The organism is Zoogloea sp. (assembly GCF_044344315.1).
Taxonomy (GTDB): domain Bacteria; phylum Pseudomonadota; class Gammaproteobacteria; order Burkholderiales; family Rhodocyclaceae; genus Zoogloea.
This window is the reverse complement of record NZ_JBIJDC010000022.1, coordinates 1-17,644: the sequence shown is the minus strand read 5'-3', so window position 1 is coordinate 17,644 and position 17,644 is coordinate 1. Positions and strand designations below refer to the sequence as shown.

General features: G+C 65.3%; 21 protein-coding genes. 7 read left to right on the top strand and 14 right to left on the bottom strand.

Features of this window, described 5'->3' with window-relative positions:
- Window position 1 precedes the first annotated feature (1 nt).
- Both glcF and ACIQ09_RS06985 read left to right on the top strand, forming a co-directional pair.
- Entirely contained in the window at window positions 2–1,249 is a 1,248-nt protein-coding gene (gene glcF, locus ACIQ09_RS06990) for a glycolate oxidase subunit GlcF (RefSeq protein WP_398307593.1), read from the top strand.
- 230 nt (window positions 1,250–1,479) lie between these two features.
- Window positions 1,480–2,316: a PP2C family protein-serine/threonine phosphatase gene (locus ACIQ09_RS06985; protein ID WP_398307591.1), complete on the top strand. Its 837-nt coding sequence runs from the start codon at window positions 1,480–1,482 to the stop codon at window positions 2,314–2,316.
- On the opposite strand, the gene corA is transcribed toward ACIQ09_RS06985, so the two are convergent.
- Entirely contained in the window at window positions 2,313–3,395 is a 1,083-nt protein-coding gene (gene corA / locus ACIQ09_RS06980) for a magnesium/cobalt transporter CorA (protein ID WP_398307589.1), read from the bottom strand. The two genes, ACIQ09_RS06985 and corA, sit on opposite strands and share 4 nt — an antisense overlap.
- 156 nt (window positions 3,396–3,551) lie before the next feature.
- On the opposite strand from corA, the gene ACIQ09_RS06975 reads away from it, so the two are divergent.
- Genes ACIQ09_RS06975 through ACIQ09_RS06965 form a run of 3 tightly spaced genes read left to right on the top strand, consistent with a single transcriptional unit; the run spans window position 3,552 to window position 6,349 of the window.
- Complete coding sequence (locus ACIQ09_RS06975; protein WP_398307587.1) at window positions 3,552–4,676, top strand: NAD(P) transhydrogenase subunit alpha; 1,125 nt, start codon at window positions 3,552–3,554, stop codon at window positions 4,674–4,676.
- Between the two features lie 12 nt (window positions 4,677–4,688).
- Window positions 4,689–4,973, top strand: coding sequence for an NAD(P) transhydrogenase subunit alpha (locus ACIQ09_RS06970; RefSeq protein WP_296403893.1), 285 nt, complete (start codon window positions 4,689–4,691; stop codon window positions 4,971–4,973).
- Window positions 4,973–6,349 (top strand): NAD(P)(+) transhydrogenase (Re/Si-specific) subunit beta, encoded by a 1,377-nt coding sequence (locus tag ACIQ09_RS06965; protein ID WP_398307584.1) that lies wholly within the window; start codon window positions 4,973–4,975, stop codon window positions 6,347–6,349. The genes ACIQ09_RS06970 and ACIQ09_RS06965 overlap by 1 nt, the downstream gene beginning before the upstream one ends.
- Window positions 6,350–6,484: 135 nt before the next feature.
- On the opposite strand, the gene ACIQ09_RS06960 is transcribed toward ACIQ09_RS06965, so the two are convergent.
- The 5 genes from ACIQ09_RS06960 to moaC all read right to left on the bottom strand — a co-directional run bounded on the left by ACIQ09_RS06960 (window position 6,485) and on the right by moaC (window position 9,917).
- On the bottom strand, window positions 6,485–6,937 hold the full coding sequence (locus ACIQ09_RS06960) for a SixA phosphatase family protein (protein ID WP_398307582.1): 453 nt from the start codon (window positions 6,935–6,937) through the stop codon (window positions 6,485–6,487).
- A gap of 74 nt (window positions 6,938–7,011) precedes the next feature.
- Entirely contained in the window at window positions 7,012–8,517 is a 1,506-nt protein-coding gene (locus tag ACIQ09_RS06955) for a CHAD domain-containing protein (protein ID WP_398307580.1), read from the bottom strand.
- A 120-nt stretch (window positions 8,518–8,637) separates the two neighbouring features.
- The gene (gene soxZ / locus ACIQ09_RS06950; protein WP_398307578.1) at window positions 8,638–8,955 is read right to left on the bottom strand and encodes a thiosulfate oxidation carrier complex protein SoxZ; all 318 of its coding nucleotides are present in this window, start codon (window positions 8,953–8,955) and stop codon (window positions 8,638–8,640) included.
- Between the two features lie 14 nt (window positions 8,956–8,969).
- The gene (soxY, locus tag ACIQ09_RS06945) at window positions 8,970–9,434 is read right to left on the bottom strand and encodes a thiosulfate oxidation carrier protein SoxY (RefSeq protein WP_398307576.1); all 465 of its coding nucleotides are present in this window, start codon (window positions 9,432–9,434) and stop codon (window positions 8,970–8,972) included.
- Window positions 9,435–9,437: 3 nt separating this feature from the next.
- A complete protein-coding gene (moaC, locus tag ACIQ09_RS06940; RefSeq protein WP_398307574.1) occupies window positions 9,438–9,917 on the bottom strand; it encodes a cyclic pyranopterin monophosphate synthase MoaC in 480 nt (159 codons plus the stop codon).
- A 44-nt stretch (window positions 9,918–9,961) separates the two neighbouring features.
- Here moaC and ACIQ09_RS06935 point away from each other — a divergent pair, with 44 nt between their 5' ends.
- Window positions 9,962–11,401, top strand: coding sequence for a M48 family metalloprotease (locus ACIQ09_RS06935; RefSeq protein ID WP_398307572.1), 1,440 nt, complete (start codon window positions 9,962–9,964; stop codon window positions 11,399–11,401).
- 18 nt (window positions 11,402–11,419) lie between these two features.
- Here the strand turns inward: ACIQ09_RS06935 and ACIQ09_RS06930 are convergent, their stop codons facing one another.
- From ACIQ09_RS06930 to ACIQ09_RS06900, 7 genes are all read right to left on the bottom strand, one after another.
- Complete coding sequence (locus tag ACIQ09_RS06930) at window positions 11,420–12,052, bottom strand: hypothetical protein (RefSeq protein ID WP_398307570.1); 633 nt, start codon at window positions 12,050–12,052, stop codon at window positions 11,420–11,422.
- On the bottom strand, window positions 12,045–12,605 hold the full coding sequence (locus ACIQ09_RS06925) for a GTP-binding protein (RefSeq protein ID WP_398307568.1): 561 nt from the start codon (window positions 12,603–12,605) through the stop codon (window positions 12,045–12,047). The genes ACIQ09_RS06930 and ACIQ09_RS06925 overlap by 8 nt, the downstream gene beginning before the upstream one ends.
- Entirely contained in the window at window positions 12,595–13,698 is a 1,104-nt protein-coding gene (locus tag ACIQ09_RS06920) for a hypothetical protein (protein WP_398307566.1), read from the bottom strand. The genes ACIQ09_RS06925 and ACIQ09_RS06920 overlap by 11 nt, the downstream gene beginning before the upstream one ends.
- 65 nt (window positions 13,699–13,763) lie before the next feature.
- Complete coding sequence (locus tag ACIQ09_RS06915) at window positions 13,764–14,237, bottom strand: hypothetical protein (protein WP_398307564.1); 474 nt, start codon at window positions 14,235–14,237, stop codon at window positions 13,764–13,766.
- Window positions 14,234–14,980, bottom strand: coding sequence for a phosphate/phosphite/phosphonate ABC transporter substrate-binding protein (locus ACIQ09_RS06910; RefSeq protein WP_398307562.1), 747 nt, complete (start codon window positions 14,978–14,980; stop codon window positions 14,234–14,236). Before ACIQ09_RS06910 ends, ACIQ09_RS06915 begins: the two co-directional genes overlap by 4 nt.
- A gap of 2 nt (window positions 14,981–14,982) precedes the next feature.
- Window positions 14,983–15,447, bottom strand: coding sequence for a PAS domain-containing protein (locus tag ACIQ09_RS06905; protein WP_398307560.1), 465 nt, complete (start codon window positions 15,445–15,447; stop codon window positions 14,983–14,985).
- Window positions 15,448–15,464: 17 nt separating this feature from the next.
- Window positions 15,465–15,818 carry a roadblock/LC7 domain-containing protein gene (locus ACIQ09_RS06900; protein WP_300442713.1) on the bottom strand — a complete coding sequence of 118 codons (354 nt, stop codon included), beginning with the start codon at window positions 15,816–15,818 and terminating at the stop codon, window positions 15,465–15,467.
- Window positions 15,819–16,035: 217 nt separating this feature from the next.
- On the opposite strand from ACIQ09_RS06900, the gene ACIQ09_RS06895 reads away from it, so the two are divergent.
- Complete coding sequence (locus ACIQ09_RS06895; protein ID WP_296403850.1) at window positions 16,036–16,266, top strand: sulfurtransferase TusA family protein; 231 nt, start codon at window positions 16,036–16,038, stop codon at window positions 16,264–16,266.
- A gap of 66 nt (window positions 16,267–16,332) precedes the next feature.
- On the opposite strand, the gene ACIQ09_RS06890 is transcribed toward ACIQ09_RS06895, so the two are convergent.
- A partial coding sequence (locus ACIQ09_RS06890; protein ID WP_398307557.1) for a class I tRNA ligase family protein occupies window positions 16,333–17,644 on the bottom strand: 1,312 nt, incomplete at its 5' end.

Here is a 17,644-nt window from a genome sequence, read left to right as displayed (position 1 = left end):
CATGCAGACCCATCTCGCCGATTTCATACGCGACACGCCCGAGGGCCGCGAGGCCGAGGAAATCCTGCGCAAGTGCGTGCATTGCGGTTTCTGCACCGCCACCTGTCCGACCTACCAATTGCTCGGCGATGAGCTGGACGGCCCGCGCGGGCGGATCTACCTTATCAAGCAGGTGCTCGAGGGGCAGCCTGCGACCGAGAAGACCCGCCTGCATCTGGACCGTTGCCTGACCTGCCGCTCCTGTGAATCCACGTGTCCGTCGGGCGTGGAGTATGGCCGCCTGGCCGATATCGGCCGTCATGAGGTGGAAAAACAGGTGCCACGCCAGGGCGCGGACCGCCTGATGCGCGAGGCCCTGAAGGGCGTCGTGCCGCGCAGCGGATTGTTTGGCACGGCGATGGGCCTGGGGCGTCTGTTCAAGCCGCTGTTGCCGCGCGTGCTTGCCGACAAGGTGCCGCATGCGTCACCGCCCGGGTACTGGCCGACCCCGCGCCATGCCCGCCGCATGATCGCCCTGGCCGGCTGCGTGCAGCCTTCCATGCGTCCGTCGATCAACGCCGCCACGGCCCGGGTGCTGGATCTGCTGGGCATCTCGCTGGTGGAGCAGGCTTCGGCTGGCTGCTGCGGGGCTGTGCGCTTCCACCTGCATGACCAGGAGGGAGGGCGGGACGATGCTCGCCGCAACATCGACGCCTGGTGGCCGGAGATTGCGGCCGGGCGCGTTGAGGCCATCCTCGTCACCGCCTCGGGCTGCGGCGTGCAGGTGAAGGACTATGGTCACTTGCTCAAGGCCGATCCGGCCTATGCGCAGAAGGCTGCCCGTGTGGCGGCGCTCACCCGCGACCCGGCGGAGGTGGTGGTGGCTGAGGCGGCAGCCTTGCGCGCCATCCTGGCGCGCCGCAGCGTTTCTGCATCGGCGCAGAAAATCGCCTTTCATGCGCCTTGCAGCCTGCAGCATGGCCAGAAGATTCGCGGTGTGGTGGAAGGCTTGCTGAGTGCAGCCGGCTATGACCTGACGCCCGTGGCCGACGCCCATCTGTGCTGTGGATCAGCCGGAACCTACTCTCTGCTGCAGCCGGGACTGTCCCGTCAGTTGCGTGACAACAAGCTGGCCGCCCTGGAGGTTGGTAACGCCGAGCGGATAGCGTCGGCCAACATCGGTTGCATTGAGCATCTGTGCGGTGGGGCAAACCTACCCGTTCTACATTGGATTGAACTTATAGATGAAAAAATCACGAAAGCGGCCTGAAAGGTACTTGTTGCCTTAGGTGTGAAGGAAATTAACAGTTAAACTCTAGATTGATTCTTGCCGTGATACACGGCCGGAGTGTTTGCTTTGAATCGCTTGAGCGCGCTATTGCCCGAATGTCTGAAACTGTTTGTCATGCTGGCAGGCCCTTACCTGAATCCCGGAGCGCTTCTGTGAGGCAGGTGTTCGTCGTGTTGTTTGGCCGGGTCAGGGGCAGTTTGCGGTAAATCATGCTGAATCCCACTTTCTCATCCCTGGCCGATCCCGAAACCACGAGTGCCAAGAAGCGCTATCAGGCAGAAGCCTGCGTGGCCAAGCACACTGGTGATCGTACCGAGCAGCAAGACCGCGCTGCGGTATTTGCCCACCCGAGTCGCAAGGGCACCCTGATGGCCGTGCTGGCGGATGGCATGGGTGGGCATTCAGGGGGGGCAATGGCTGCCGAACAGGTTATTTTGAAGGCACGCCAGAATTTCGAATCCTTTGCACCGGCCTCGGAGAGTGCGCCGGATCTGCTGCGTAGCATCATTGACGAAGCCCATATCGTCATCAAGCTGACACGCTTCACCAGCGAGCAGGATCCCCACAGCACTGCCGTCGTTTTCATGATGCAGCCTGATCGTGCCGACTGGGCCCATTGTGGCGATTCCCGCTTCTACCATTTTCGTTCCGGCGCGCTAGTGTCGCGGAGCTCGGATCACTCTCTGGTCGAAGAGCTGGTGCGCAAGGGGCGTCTTGATTCAGAAGGGGCCCTGCGCCATCCAAACCGCAACGTGCTTTTGTCCTGCCTGGGTTCCGAACGGGAGCCGCGGGTCGATGTGGGGCATGTGTCGCCTCTGGTCGGGGGCGATGCCTTTCTGCTGTGTTCGGACGGCTTGTGGGCCTATATCGGTGAAGAGGAGACGGGCGCCATCCTGGCCAGCCAGTCGCCGAGGGATGCTGCTTCGACTCTGATTGAGCTGGCCCGCCAGCGCGCCCGGGGAGGGGGTGACAACATCTCTCTTGCCGTTGTCAAGCTGGTGGAAGTGCCTAATCGTCCCCGCTCCGATTACCCGAGCATGGGTTAGCGCGAGCGCAGCCAGTTTCGCCGCCAGAACGCGGCGGCCATCAGGGTCGCGGCGCCGACCATCATTCCCAGCGCAAACCTGAAGCCATCCTGGTCGTCGAGCAGGGGCATTTGACGGAAATTCATCCCGAAGATGCCCGCAATCAGCGTGGCCGGCATGAACAGGGTGGTGAGCACGGTGAGGATGCGGACTTCGGTGTTGAGGCGGTTGCTGACACTGGAGAGATAGATGTCGAGGAGGTCGGCGAGCAGGTCGCGTACCGACTCCAGGGATTCGAGAACGTGCACGGTATGGTCGTAGATGTCCCGCAGATAGAGCCGGGTATCGGGTGTGAAAAAGCCGTTGTCTGCCCTTGACAGGCTGTTGAGTACCTCGCGCAGAGGCCACAGGGCGCGGCGCAGGGTCAGGGCTTCATGCTTTACATGGTTGATCTCGGCGAGCAGGGACGGGTTGGGATTGGTCAAGGCCCGCTGCTCAAGATCTTCGGCCTGGTCTGCCATGTGGTCGAGCATTACGAAGTAGCGATCCACCAGGGTGTCGAGGAGCGCGTAGGCCAGATAGTCGCAGCCGTGGCTGCGCATGGCGCCGTTTTCTGCCCGCAGGCGTTCGCGCACGGCCTCGAAATTGCCGGTGGCGCGCTCCTGGAAGGTCAGTACGAAATTGCGGCCCAGCACGACACTGACCTGGTCGGAGTTCAGGCAGTTGTTCGCGGTATCGAAGTCGAAGCTACGGGCGACGATATAAACGTAGTCCGAGAACTCGTCACTCTTCGGGCGCTGCTGGGTGTTGAGGATATCCTCCTGGATCAGGGGGTGGAGCTTGAAGCGCCGCCCGATCTCGGCCATCACCGCAGGGTCATGGAGCCCGTGCACATTGAGCCACAGCTTCTCCCGGGTCGGCTGGTGATGGCGGGAGGCCTCGACGGAGTCGAAATGCGTTTCGGCCATGCCCTGGGAATCGAATTCGATCAGGGTGATGCTGGGTTTGTCGGTCTTGATCTCGCCTACGTGGACCAGTGAGCCGGGCGGCAGGCCTAATTTCCGGGTGAGGCGGGTTTGTTTCTTGCTAGACTTTCGCATCTTTTTCGTGATGTTCGGAAGAGATGTCCGAATTTTCATTCATGAACCGGGTGGTTTTTCCGGGGAGTTTGCCGGAGATTGACCAACCAGAGTGTCTCGTCGTCGAAACCCTCTCGCGACGATAACAGAATTCCAACTACCCACTTAGGAGCTTCCATGCCTCTGGTCATCGGTGTGACCAAAGAGCTTACGCCGGGTGAGCGCCGTGTTGCGCTTGTTCCGGACGTTGCCAAGAAATATCAAGGACTTGGGGCTGCATTGCAGCTTCAGGTCGGTGCCGGCGAAACCGCCTACTACCGGGACGAAGATTTCGGAGTGGCGGAGCTTTCGACCGAGCCCCTGTCGGTGCTGCAGAAGGCCGACGTGATCCTGCAGGTGCAGCCCCTCGGGCTCGAAGCCCTGGCCCAGCTCAAGCCGGGTTCGGTGCTGGTCGGCTTGCAGCAGCCGTGGTCCAGCCGCGAGCGAGTAGACGTTTTGATGCAAAAACGGATCACTTGTTTCGCTTTGGAACTGTTGCCCCGGATCAGTCGTGCGCAAAGCATGGACGTTCTGTCCAGTCAGGCCGCCGTATCGGGCTACGAATGTGCGCTGATTGCTGCCGATCACAGTCCGAAATTCTTCCCCATGCTCACCTACGCTGCCGGCACCATCCGCCCGGCCAAGGTGCTGGTGATCGGCGCAGGTGTAGCCGGCCTGCAGGCCATCGCCACCGCCAAGCGCTTGGGGGCCATGGTCTCCGGCTATGACGTGCGCCCTGAAACCCGGGAGCAGATCGAGTCCCTGGGGGCCAAGTTTGTGGATACCGGTGTGTCGGCAGCCGGTACGGGAGGCTATGCCCGCGAGCTCACCGACGACGAGAAGCGCCAGCAGGCCGACAAGCTCGGCAAGGCCATCGCCGAGTGCGACGCCCTCATCACCACGGCAGCGATCCCGGGGCGCAAGGCGCCGGTCATCGTCAGCGCTGACATGGTGGCGCGCATGAAGCCGGGCTCGGTGGTGGTGGACATGGCCGCCGAAACCGGCGGCAACGTGGCCGGCACGGTAGCCGGGGAGAAGACCTGGGTGGGTGAGGTGTTGATCATCGGCCCGACCCACATCCCCAGTCGCATGCCCGTGCATGCCTCCGAGATGTACGCCAAGAACTTGTTCAATTTCATCTCGCCCTTCATCAAGGACGGGGCCCTGGCCCTGGACTGGGAGGACGAGGTGCTGTCCGGCGCATGCCTGACCCACGCGGGCGAACTTCGCCACGCGGGCGTCAAGGCCGCGCTCGGGCTCTAAGGAGGGCTTCCCATGGATGGAATGCTTGCACTCTATATCTTCATGCTGGCGGCGTTCACCGGCTATGAAGTCATTTCCCGTGTGCCGGTGATCCTGCACACGCCCCTGATGTCCGGCTCCAACTTTGTGCACGGCGTGGTGCTGGTGGGCGGCATGATCGCCCTCGGCCAGGCAGAAACCCCGCTTGAACAGGCCATCGGCTTTGTCGCCGTGCTGCTCGGGGCCGCCAATGCGGCGGGCGGTTACGTTGTAACCGAGCGCATGCTGGCCATGTTCAAGGCAAAGGAGAAGAAGTAATGGCGATCAAGTGGTTGATTGACGCGAGCTATTTCGTCGCCGCGATCCTGTTCATTCTCGGCCTTAAGGGCATGAGCTCGCCGGTGTCGGCCCGCAAGGGCATTGTTTGGGCGGGCGTCGGCATGGTTTTGGCCACCGTCGTCACCTTCCTCACCCCGGGCATGAACAACTTTGCCCTGATGGTCATTGCCATTGCCCTGGGTGGTGCGGTGGCGTGGATCTCCGGCAAGAAGGTCGCCATGACCGACATGCCGCAGATGGTGGCGATCTACAACGGCATGGGTGGCGGTGCCGCGGCGGCGATTGCCGCGGTCGAGTTCGCCCGTGGTGAAATGCATGGCACCGTGGTGACCCTGCTGGCCACCCTGGGGGCGCTGATCGGCGCCGTGTCCTTTTCGGGTTCGGTGGTGGCCTGGGCGAAGCTCCAGGGGGTCATGAAGAAGGCCTTCCGGCTGCCGGCACAGAACGCGGTGAATATCGTGCTGGCCCTGGTGACCGTGGCGGTTGGTGGCGCCATTGTCATTGCGCCGACGATTGACCCGGTGCTGGTGGGTGCTTTCTTCGTGCTCGCTCTGGTGCTGGGCATCATCATCACTCTGCCCATCGGTGGGGCCGACATGCCGGTGGTGATCTCCCTGTTCAACGCCTTCACCGGACTGGCTGTGGGTTTTGAAGGCTTCGTGATGGGCATTCCGGCCCTGATCATCGCCGGCATTGTGGTCGGCGCCGCCGGCACCCTGCTGACCCAGCTGATGGCCAAGGCCATGAACCGGCCGATCAGCAACATCCTGTTCACGCCCATGACCGGCGCGGCCAGCGGTGGTGAGGCGGTGGAAGGCGAGCAGAAGGAGATCGGCGCCATGGATGCGGCGGCGCTGATGCGTTACGCCAGCAAGGTCATCATCGTGCCGGGCTATGGCATGGCGGTGGCGGGCGCCCAGCACAAGGTGTGGGAAATGACCGAGCTGCTGGAAGAGGCGGGCGTCGAGGTGGTGTTTGCGATCCACCCGGTGGCGGGGCGCATGCCCGGCCACATGAACGTGCTGCTGGCCGAGGCCGGGGTGCCCTACGACAAGATCTTCGACCTGGAAGAGATCAACGGCGACTTCGCCCAGGCCGATGTAGCCCTGGTGATCGGCGCCAACGACGTGGTCAACCCCTCGGCCCGCACCGACAAGTCCAGCCCGATCTTCGGCATGCCCATCCTCAATGCCGACATGGCGCAGAACGTTATCGTCGTGAAGCGCGGCAAGGGCACGGGCTACTCGGGCATCGAGAACGCCCTGTTCTACAAGGAGAACACCCGCCTGCTCTATGGCTCTGCCCAGCAGGCCATCGGTGAGGTGATCCAGCACGTCAAGGCGCTGTCGGTCTGATTCGTCAGACTCAGCCCTGAAACGGAAAACGGCCTGCAGGCGGTGCTTGCAGGCCGTTTTTTATGGAGGAGGTGGGAATGCCCTGGAGAAGGGAAGGGGCACCCTTCGGGGTGACTGTGGAAGGTCGGCTGCCGATCAGACCAGATCGGCCGGCATCACTGCGCGCAGCACGGTCTGGGTTTCGTCGTCGCGGACGCGGTTGGAAAACCACCACAGGGCGCCTTTCTTGATGGTCCAGTCGGCTTCTTCGCCAGAGAGGAGCAGGGAGGCGAGGCGGCCGAGTTCGGGTTGATGGCCGACGATAAGGACGGAGCCGCCGCCGTCGGGCCAGCCGCAGGCGCCGAGGATGCCGGCGATGTCATTTCCCGGGGCAAGGGCGGGGACGATCTCGAAGTCCTTGGTGAAGGCGCTGGCGGTCTGGCGGGTGCGGGTGGTAGGGCTGACCAGCACCCGCAGCTTTTTGGGGCGCCGGCTTTCCAGCCATTCGGCCACCTTGTGGGCCTGGCGCAGGCCCCGCTCGGTGAGTTCCCGGGTGTTGTCGGGGATGCCATCCACGGCTTCGGCGTGGCGCCACAGCAGCAGGTCCATTGTCTTTGTCTCCTCGTTCTTGTTCTCAGGAGGCCGGGAGTCTGGGGCCGGCATGTTACCGGCCGATGAATCCGTCAGCGCCGCCAAGGCGTCTTGCCCCAAAGGATGGGCTCGAGGGCGGTCAGCACGTTCTTGCGCAGGCGGGCTACCCGGGGGGCATGCCAGCCAGCGACAAAGGCGGCGCCGCTGCGTAGCTCCGGGTCCTTACCGGCCCAGGCTTTGAGGCGGCTACGGGCGACGGCTTCGTCATTGAGGTAACCGAGGGTTTCCTGGATTTCGGCAATCTCGTTGGCGAAGCGCACGGTGGCCTTCTCGGGGAGCAGGGGCAGCAGGAACTCGATGCCGTAGCGCAGGCGCTTGAGGGACACGCGCAGCTCGTGCAGCTTGTCGGGGTGCAGGTCGGCCGCGGCGCTGTAGCGTTTGCGGGCGCGCTTGCGCAGCTGGGTGAGCTGCAGGCGGGCGAAGGTGGTGAGGTTGGCGGACTTGACCAGCGCGTCGCTTTGCAGGGCGTAGAGGTCGGACGCCAGGGCCAGCATCTGGCGGCCATGGCTGGCGGCGAGGAGCTGCTCGCGGGCGGCGGTCTTTTCCCGGTCACGGCGGTCCACGGCCATGGCGATGAGGCGCTGGGTGGCTTCGTCGGCGAGGCCGGATTCGGCCACCGGGCTGAGCACTTCGGCCAGCATCACATCCAGATCGCGGGCGGCGCCGAGACCGTCGGCGGCGTCCTTGAGCCCGTCGGACCAGCGCTCAACGAAGTCGGTGGGCAGGGCCGGGCCGAACAGGCGCAGGGCGGAGCGCAGGCGGCGCAGGGCAACCCGCAGCTGGTGGATGAACTCGGGGTCGTCGCTCTCGCGGGCGCCGGTCTCGTTGGCCTGCCACAGGGCCAGGCAGTCGAAGCCGATGATGCGGAAGGCGTCCACCGGCGACTGCTCGGCGCTCAGGCGCGACGGCCGGGCCTTGGCCGGGCGCAGGGCGTGGTTGGAGAACAGGCGGTAGCCGCGCTCGGCCTTGCTGACGTTCTCGGGCGTAAGGGGCAGGCTCTCGGCCAGCTGCAGGGCCAGAGCATAGAGCTCCCGCGGGTCGCCTTCGACCAGCTCCAGTTCCAACTCGCATAGGGGCCGAGACTGGCCGTTGGCCTCGATGCTGCCGTTGTCGATCATGGCCAGCACGCGCACGCCTTCCCGGGGGGTGAGGATGCAGGTTTCGCGCTTGAAGTGGGTGGTGAACACAGGGACCAGCCGCGGGTGCAGGCTTTCCAGGCGGTTGCGCACGTCGTCCCGCTCGATGGCGGAGAAGTCGAAGCTGCCGTTGGCGTAGGGCTGTTCCCATTCGGGGCGGGAGGACAGGCCACCTGAGGTTTCGGCAGCGCATTTCACCGTCTGCAGCCAGCGGCTGCCGGCCTTGCGGGTGCGCACAGCCATGCGACGCTCGCGCAGTTCGAGCTCGGGGGTGTCGAAGTAGGTGTTCTCGAGGGTGCAGCTGCGGCCTTCGCGGGGGGCGTCGGCAATCAGCGGGTGGCGGCGCAGGGCGGCGAGGGATTTTTGCGGGAGCGTGAGCTTGAGTTCGATTTCTTGGCTCATGGGAGGCGGCCGTGGACGGTAGTGGAATCGGATCGGCAGGACTGCCAAAGGTTGCGCCCGATTCTAGCCTTGTGGCACGCCCCTGTCTTGCGCGCTCCCGTTACAGCGTTTGCCGTGGGCTCAGGCGGCGGAAAAGCTCGTCTCCGCATCGCCTTTCTGCCCCTTGCTGTCCAGCCACGCAACGCTGACTTTGTCTCCGGCCTTGACGCCCAGCAGCTGGAAGGCAAACAGGGGGTTGCTGGATACGGCGGTGCCCAGGGCGCCTTCGACGACGGGCCGGCCATTGAGGCTGAGGATGACCGAGGTGATGTACTGGGCGGGCAGGACCTGGCCGGAGGGGTCGCGCCGGAGGCCACTCTCCATGGGGTGGGGCATCAGCACGCGGACTTCGCCTTCGGAGCCCTTGATGGTGGCGCGGATCTTGATGGGTTCGGACATGGATTGTGCTTCCTTCAGTCGCCGCAGCCGCCGACGGTGACCTTCACCTCGCGGAATACGGTGTAGTGCTTGCCGCCCGCCGTGGCCACCACGCGCAGGCGGGAGCTCTCGGCCATGCGCAGCTTGGCCTGGAAGCGGGCTGCGGCTTCCGGGGCGAAGTTGAATTGCAGGGCCAGGGGCAGGGGGTTTTTGTCGATGAGGACGGAGAGCCGCGTGGTGCCGGGGATGCTGCTGATCACCTCGATGGGCACGGCGGCACCGTTCTCGGCGACTTCCGGTGCCTTGAGCAGGATGTCGCGGCTGGCTTCGGCGCCAGCCGCTCCGATCAGGCGCAGGGCGTCGGCGGCAGTCTTTGCGTCGAAAGCGGCCCGGTTGAAGCTCACCGCCAGGGCCGGGCCCGGGCTGAGCAGGCCGGTGACGACGAGGGGAGCGAGCACCGTGGCGCTGCCAAAGGCTTGCAGGAAATCACGTCTTTGCATGGCTCAGGCCTCCGCCTTCCAGTGCCCCGACTTGCCGCCTTCCTTCTCCAGCAGACGGATGCCGGTCATGGTCATGCCGCGATCGACGGCCTTGCACATATCGTAGATGGTGAGCAGGCCAACCTGAACGGCGGTGAGGGCTTCCATCTCCACGCCGGTCCGGCCGACGGTTTCGGCGGTGACGGTGCAGTGGATGGTGTTGTCTCCCTCCGCCGTGAAGTCGGCGGTGACCCGGGTCAGGGGAATCGGGTGGCACAGGGGGATCAGGTCGGCGGTGCGCTTGGCGCCCTGGATGGCGGCAATGCGGGCAATGCCGATGACGTCACCCTTCTTGTTGTTGCCCGCCAGGATGCGGGTGAGGGTGTCGGGCTGCATCACGATGCGCCCTTCGGCGCGGGCGACCCGGCGGGTCTCGGATTTGGCGGAAACATCCACCATATGGGCCTGGCCGTGGGCGTCGAAATGGGTAAAGGCGTCAGTCATGATGCTGCGGGGAACCGGTCGCGGGGGCCGAGTATCATAGCACCGTGAAAAATCGTCTGATTGCCGCCTTGCTGTGCCTGGCCCTGGTGCCGCGCAGCTATTCCCAGAGCCTGCCCGATCTTGGAGACAGTGCTTCCGCCGATCTGTCGCCGGTGGCCGAACAGAAGATCGGGATGCAGATCATGCGCGACATCCGTTGGCATGATCCGGCCTTCCTGCGGGACGCGGAGGTCGAGGATTACCTCAATACCCTGGGTCATCGCCTGGTCTCGGCGGGGGCGGGCGCCGGGCTGTCCTTCGAGTTTTTCGGGGTGAGCGACCCTTCTCTCAACGCCTTCGCTATGCCGGGGGGCAAGATCGGGGTGCACACCGGCCTGATCCTGGCAGCCCAGGCCGAGTCCGAGCTGGCCGGCGTGTTGTCCCACGAGATCGCCCACGTCACCCAGCGCCACATTGCCCGCATGGTCGGGCAGCAGGGACGTTCAGGCATGTTGATGCTGGCGTCGCTGTTGGTGGCGGTGCTGGCGGCCAAGTCCAGCGCCCAGGTCAGCCAGGCGGCCATCATGGCCGGGCAGGCGGCGGGCATCAGCTCGCAGCTGGCCTACTCGCGGGATTTCGAGAACGAGGCGGATCGGTTGGGCGTGCAGAACCTGTCCGCGGCGGGTTTTGATGTGCGCGGCATGGCCAGCTTTTTCGAGCGTCTGCAGAAGAACAGCCGGCTCTACGAGAACAGTGCGCCGGCCTACCTGCGTACCCACCCTTTGACCTCGGACCGGATCACCGAGATGGAAGGGCGGGTGATGCAGATGCCCTATCGTCAGGTGCCGGACTCCCTCGATTTCCAGCTGGTGCGGGCCAAGTTGCGGGTTGGGGCGCAGGCCTCCCGGGAGATGCTCGACGAGCTTGAGGCGGCGGCGCGGCGAGGGACGGCGCCGGCTGCCACGCACTATGGGCTGGTGCGCGCCTACCTGGGCGCACGTCGGATTGCCGATGCGGAGCGCGAAATGGTTGCGCTCCGCAAGCTCGATCTTTCGTCGGCCATGATTGAGGGGCTGGAGGCAGATCTGCGGCTGGCGAGGGGGGAACCGGCGCTGGCGGCCCAGCTGTTTCGCGAGGGGCGTGGGCGTTATCCCCAGTCCCGGCGCCTGCTGTACGGCGAGGCCAGTGCGCTGATCGATGCGGGGCGCGCCACCGAGTCGCTGAATCTGGTGAAGGCGGAGATCCTGACCACGCCGAACAATGGCGTGCTGTGGGAGCTGCGCGCCCGGGCCGAGTCGGTGCTTGGCATGCGTCTGGCCCAGCATCGCTCTCTCGGGGAGCTGTACGCGATTCAGGGCAACTATGCGGCCTCGGCCGAGCAGCTCACCCTCGCCCAGGCCGCCAAGGACGGGGATTTCTTTGAGCACTCGGCGGTGGACTCGCGCCTCCGGGAAGTGCGCGCCCTGCTCGCCGAGCAGATGCGTGAGCGTCGCGAACAGCGCTGATTCGTCGTTGGCCTTGCTTCAGACCTTGCCATAGCGCACACACAAGGCCCACACCAACTCGGCAAAGGCACGCTGGTTGAAGCGTGGCCGACCGCTGACGGCGAGGGCGAGGCGGGTTCGACCCACATGCATGGGCCAGAAACTCAGGCCGCTGATGCCGGCTGCATCCACATTGCCCCAGCCATCCAGCAAGTGTTCGCCCAGGTGGGAGAGGGCGGCGGCCTGCCGTTCAGCCACGGACAGGATGTCTGCGCCGACGGCGGCGAGGGCTTCGCCGGTGTCACCGGGGTAGCCGGCGATGGCCAGGCAGAAGCCCATGCGATCGGCCAGAACCGCCTGACCGCTGTCGCTGAGGGCGCCGAGGAGGCCCGGCAAGGTGGATTCGAGGGTGCCGATCGGGGCAACGCGGGGGCTGGTCCAGGCCTCGAGGCAGGCTTCTTCCTGGAGCTCGAGGAGCACCTCGAGAGCGTCTTCCGGGGTGCCGCCTGAGGCCCAGGACTGGAGGGCCTCCAGGCTCAGGAGTGGGCTCATGGCTTCCTGGAGGATGCCCAGCAGGATGTTTCTCTCGGTCGTCGGCTCGGCTCGGGCCACGGCACGCCAGGCGCCATAGGGGGTGACGGTGAGGTAGGAGCCGGGAACAATCTCAAGCATCGTTCAATCCCGGGTTGAGGGTGTACAGGAGGGCCTTGACCAATGTGGCCACGTCGTCGCGGCTGCGGGCGTCGGCCCGGAAGATGGCGGGCATGGGGCTGAGGCCGAGCTCGATCAGGCGTGATCGGTAGGCGTCCAGGCCGGGCTCGGGCGCGCGGTCCATGTGGGTGACGCCAATGGTCACGGCCGTGCCGGCGATGAACTGCCGGAAGGCCCCGAGGTAGCCTTCGAGATCCTGGAGGGGGTTGGGGTTGGCGTTGTTGATCAGCAGTACCAGGCCGATGCCGCCCTCGGAGAGGATGTCCCACATGAAACTGAAGCGTTCCTGGCCGGGGGTGCCGTAGAGCATCACCTTCTCGCCACCGGGCAGATTGAGCACGCCGTAGTCCATGGCCACGGTGGTGGTGGGCTTGAGCCGGGCCGTGGCGTCGCTGGCAACGGCCTCGGTGCTGACCGTGGGGATGTCGCTGAGGGCGTTGATCGCCGTGCTCTTTCCGGCGCCGACAGTGCCGGAGAAGATGATCTTGTTGTGGCGGGCGCGTTCAGACCGCATCGCGGAGCTTTCTGAGGATTCGGGACAGGATGGAGGGGCGCGTCGGTTTGTCGGACTGTGTCGGGGTGGGCGGAGGCGGGCTGGCCTCATCGCCTTGCCCTGCCGTGGTGTCGAGCAGGCCGGCAAAGCTGGCGGCCGAATACACCGAAAACACGTAGCGGTGGGGAATGCCCAGGCGGGTGGCGATCTCCACCGGGCTGGCCCGGGTCCGGGTCCACAGGGCCGCAATCCGCATGGCGTGGGGGGAGACAAAGGCGCAGGTGAAGTTGGGCCAGGCGCGCAGGCGTACCGGGCGGTAGGGGTCGCTGCCGGCCGGCAGGCGCCCGCGGGCAGCCCAGGCAGCGGCACTCCAGAGAAAATCTTCTGCGGCAACGTGAACCGGGTTGCTGCCGGCCTCGCCGATGATGGGTGTGCTGACGATGCGTCCGGTGGCTTCGGGCAGCTGGGTCATGGCAAGGGGGCGGAGCTGGTTTTCCCGGAAGGCGGTGATGCACATGGGGGCCGGCCGGGGTTCGATACCGATGAGGCGCGGCAGGCCGGCAATCAGCTGGGGGCGGCCGCTTGCACGGGCCTGGGTCAGGGCTTGCTGCAGGCGGCCAATCAGGTAATCGTCCGGGTTGAAGAACAGCTTGTCGGGCAAGGGGCTGCCCGGGGTGGTGGGAATGTCCTCCATGGCGCCGCACAGATCCCGTTCATCGTCCGACATCAGGCTGTGTCCGAGTGGGGCGGCGGCGCTTTCCTCGGCGGGCTGAGTGCTGGCCAACATGGGCGGGGTGACGGGGCGTGGCGGGGCCACTGCAATGGCATGGGAGGCGTCGGCCCTGGCCTGGGCCAGGGTGGCAGGCAGTGACTCGAGGTTGAGGGGCTTGCCGAGCACGGGGCGGGGTTGGAAGCGCGGGCTGTGGTCCTTGGGGTGAAAGGCGTAGTAGACGATGCCGATGCGCGGATGGCCGGCCAACTGCTCAAGGGCGTTCTCAATGCCCGGACGGTCGCAGTCGATCAGTACGACTTGGGCTTCATCGAGCGTTTCCGCAAGGCGCACCGAGCGCGTCCAGTGCCGTTCGATGGAGAGCCCGATGAGTCGTGCATCCATGCTGCCCACGTGAAGCAGGTGGAGTGCGCTGGGACTGATGGCTGGTGGGGTCGGCTGTGCCCGCTTCATGATGTTGCACCCCGCTTGGCCGGGGCACGCAGGAAGCACCGGCTGCCTTCGACGGGCCTGGCCAGGACGACACCGGGAAGGGCATTGCGCGGATCATGCCGGTCGAGGCCGTGCTCGAGATGCTCGCTCAGGTAGTCGATCAGACCGCATTCAGCCAGGGCTGTGGCGTGTTTGTGTAGCAGGCGCCGCCGCAAGTCCCGCCCGAAGGGGCCGAGGATGATCCAGAAGTCGATGACGGCCGCGCCGAGCGCGGGCGCGTCGCCCAGGCTGGCCCACAGGGCGATGCGTTGCAGGTGGGTGTGCAGGTTGCGTGCTTGGCGTCCGACTTCTGCCGCCAGCAGGGCGCCGGTGGCCGGGCTATGCCAGTGGGCGGCGAGGCCCAGGGTGCGCACCGGCAAGCCGAAGACCGCCGGCGGGGCGGGCGGGCGAATGCGCCCGGGGTCGTCCGGATCGGTCAGGAAGAGGGTCACGAGGTGAGGGTGGAGAGGATGTCGATCATGAATTCCACGTCTTCCTGCGCCAGGGCCTGCCAGCGTTTGGCGCCGAGGGCTGTGAGCATGGCCTGTTCCTTCCCGGTGTGGTGCATGGACAGGAGCAGATGGGTGATGGCCTCGGCGTGGGGCAGCAGAGCCGGTCCGATCAGGAAAACGTGGTGGATGACCTGGATCTGGCTGGTGACGAGCACCCGCAGATCCCGGCGAACGAGGGACGAGAGGCCGTCAAAGGCCTCGACGGGCATGAAGCCGGCGTCTGCATCCCCCCGGAGCAGGGCCTTGGCAACCTGGATGTAGGTCTCGCGGCGGAGCTCCCGAGTGTTACCCGCGTCCAGGTTGGCGGGTTCGAGGAGGATGCGCCCGATGGTATTGACGCAGGGGTCGTCGGTGCAGGCGATGCGGATGCCGGCGGGAAGGTCGGGAATGCACAGGGCCGGGTTGTCGGCGGCCACCACGATGACCATTTCGTCAGGGCTGCCCTCGGGGCGGGCGATGGCCCGGAAACCCTGCTCCCGGACCAGCAGGGATGCATCAAAGGGGTTGGCGTGGATCATGTCCACCTGGCCGGCCGCGATGGCCTGACGCTGGGCGCCGAAGTCGTCGTGGAGCGTCAGGTGGATGGGCAGGCCGAGCTTGCGCTGCATCCAGGTGTTGAAGATGTACCAGTCGGAGATGCGCTCGTTGGGAAAGCTGGGGCTGACCGTGAAATTGAAGCTCATGGTCAGCGCATGTTCCGGTAACGGGCTTCGGCGGCCGCCACTTTGTCGCGGGAGGGCTCGCGGCGGACCGAGGTGTAGCCGACGATACGCCCCTCGCGAATGTTGGGAACCACTGTGGCATAGACCCAGTAATGCCCGCCGTCCTTGCGCAGGTTCTTGACGTGGCCGTCCCACTGGCGCCCGGCCTGCACGGTATCCCACAGTTCGCGGAAGGCCGCTGCGGGCATGTCCGGGTGGCGCAGGATGCAATGGGGCTGGCCGATGAGCTCAGCGGCGGTGTAGCCGGACATGTCCACGAAGGAGGGGTTGCACTGGGTGATGATGCCCTGGGTGTCCGTTCGCGAGACGATCAGCTTGCCGTGGGGGTAGGGGGTTTCGATGCCGGTGACGTAGACCTGGCGCTGGGTCCCGTCGGTGTAGGTGAGGACATGGGGGGTGCAGGTGGGGGCACCGGGGAAAGGATGCATGTCCTCCATCACGATGCTCAGCCGAGGATGCGGCCAATGGCGTCGGCGGCCCGGCGAACGTCAAGAAACACCAGGCCGAGCTTGGCATTGGGTTTGGCCATTACGGTCAGTACCGCGTCGGCGCCAGCCTGGACCATCAGCACGTAGCCCTTTTCACCCTTGATCAGAACCTGGTCCAGGCCGCCACGGGAAAGCTCGCGGGCGGTGCGGTCACCGAGGGAAAGCATGGCCGCGCTCATTGCGCCGACCCGGTCCTCGTCCACCGTGTTGGGTAGCAGGGCGGCCATCATCAGCCCGTCGGACGAGATGATGGCTGAGGCCTCGATGTCCGCCGACGTGCCGTTGAGGTCGTTGAGAACGGTTTGAAGCATGTTTGCGCGCATCGTGCTGTACCTGCTGGAAAGGGAGGCGGGGCCGGATTACCTGCATTGCAGGGTGTCGATCCGGGTATGACAAGGATGTCGGGCCATCATTATTTCACATAAGGCCCGGGGTTTTGCAGGGCGCGCGTGCTGCTCCGAAGGTATCGGGGCGGGGTGGCTGCAGGTAGAATTTAGCGTTGATTGCCTTAGTGGATGGAGTTGGAAGATGGATTTTGACAAGGAAGTGGATGCCCGCGGCCTGAACTGCCCGCTGCCCATCCTGCGCGCCAAGAAGGCGCTGGCAGAAATGCAGCCGGGCCAGGTGCTGCACGTGCTGGCGACGGATCCGGGTTCGTCCAAGGACTTTGCCGCCTTCGCCAGGCAGACTGGCAATGAACTGGTGTCCCAGGCCGACCTGCCCGACAACGCCTTCGAGTTCTTTTTGCGACGGAAGTAAGTAATTGAATAAGAATGAAAAGGGGAGCCTGTCGGCTCCCCTTTTTCATGCTGTGTTGCGCTGGATTCAGCGTTCGGCGAGCTTGGCCAGCTGGGGCTTGAGCTTGTCGACGGTGGCGCTGAAGTTGGCCAGGCGTTCCTTCTCCTGGGCCACCACGGCGGCGGGGGCGCGGGCCACGAAGCTCTCGTTGGAGAGCTTGGCGTTGGCCTTGACGATCTCACCCTCGAGGCGGGCGATCTCCTTGCCGATGCGCTCGCGCTCGGCGGCGATGTCGATCTCCACCTTGAGCATCAGGCGCTGCTCGCCGACGATGGCGACCGGGGCCAGTTCCTCGGTGCTGATCTCGTCCACCACCTGCACTTCCGACAGCTTGGCGAGGCCGGCGATGTAGGGAGCAAACTTGCTCAGGCGCTCAGCGTTGCCGCTGGCCACCAGGGGCATGCGCTGGGCGGGGGAGATGTTCATCTCGCCACGCAGGTTGCGACAGGCGTAGATCAGGCCCTTGAGTTCGGCCACATCGGCTTCGCTCTTCTCGTCGATGCGGCCCAGGTCGGCCTGCGGGTAGCCGGCCAGGCACAGGCTGTCCACGTCCTTGCGGCCGGCCAGCGGGGCGACGGTCTGCCACAGCTCTTCGGTGACGAAGGGGATCAGCGGGTGGGCCAGGCGCAGGATGGTTTCCAGCACGCGGATCAGGGTGCGGCGGGTGCCCTTCTGCTGGGCTTCGTTGCCGGTGTTGATCTGAACCTTGGCAAGCTCCAGATACCAGTCGCAGTACTCGTCCCAGATGAACTCATAGACGGTCTTGGCGACGAGGTCGAACCGGTACTCCTCGAAGTGCTGGGCGATCTCGGCCTCCACGCGCTGCAGGCGGCTGACGATCCAGCGGTCTGCAAAGGAGAAGTCGAGGGGGCCGTTGCCGCCGCAGCTGGGGCCGTCCTGCTTGTGCTCGAGGCCCAGGTCGTGGCCCTGGACGTTCATCAGCACGAAGCGGGTAGCGTTCCACAGCTTGTTGCAGAAGTTGCGGTAGCCCTCGCAGCGGCTCATGTCGAACTTGATGTCGCGACCGGGGCTGGCCAGGCTGGCGAAGGTGAAGCGCAGGGCGTCGGTGCCGAAGGCCGGGATGCCGTCGGGGAATTCCTTGCGGGTCTTCTTCTCGATGCTGGCGGCCTGCTTGGGGTTCATCAGGCCGGTGGTGCGCTTGGCCACCAGGGCGTCGATGCCGATGCCGTCGATCAGGTCGATCGGGTCGAGCACGTTGCCCTTCGACTTGGACATCTTATGGCCTTCCGCGTCGCGGATCAGGCCATGGACATAGACGTGCTTGAACGGAATCCTGCCGGTGATGTGCTTGGTCATCATGACCATGCGCGCCACCCAG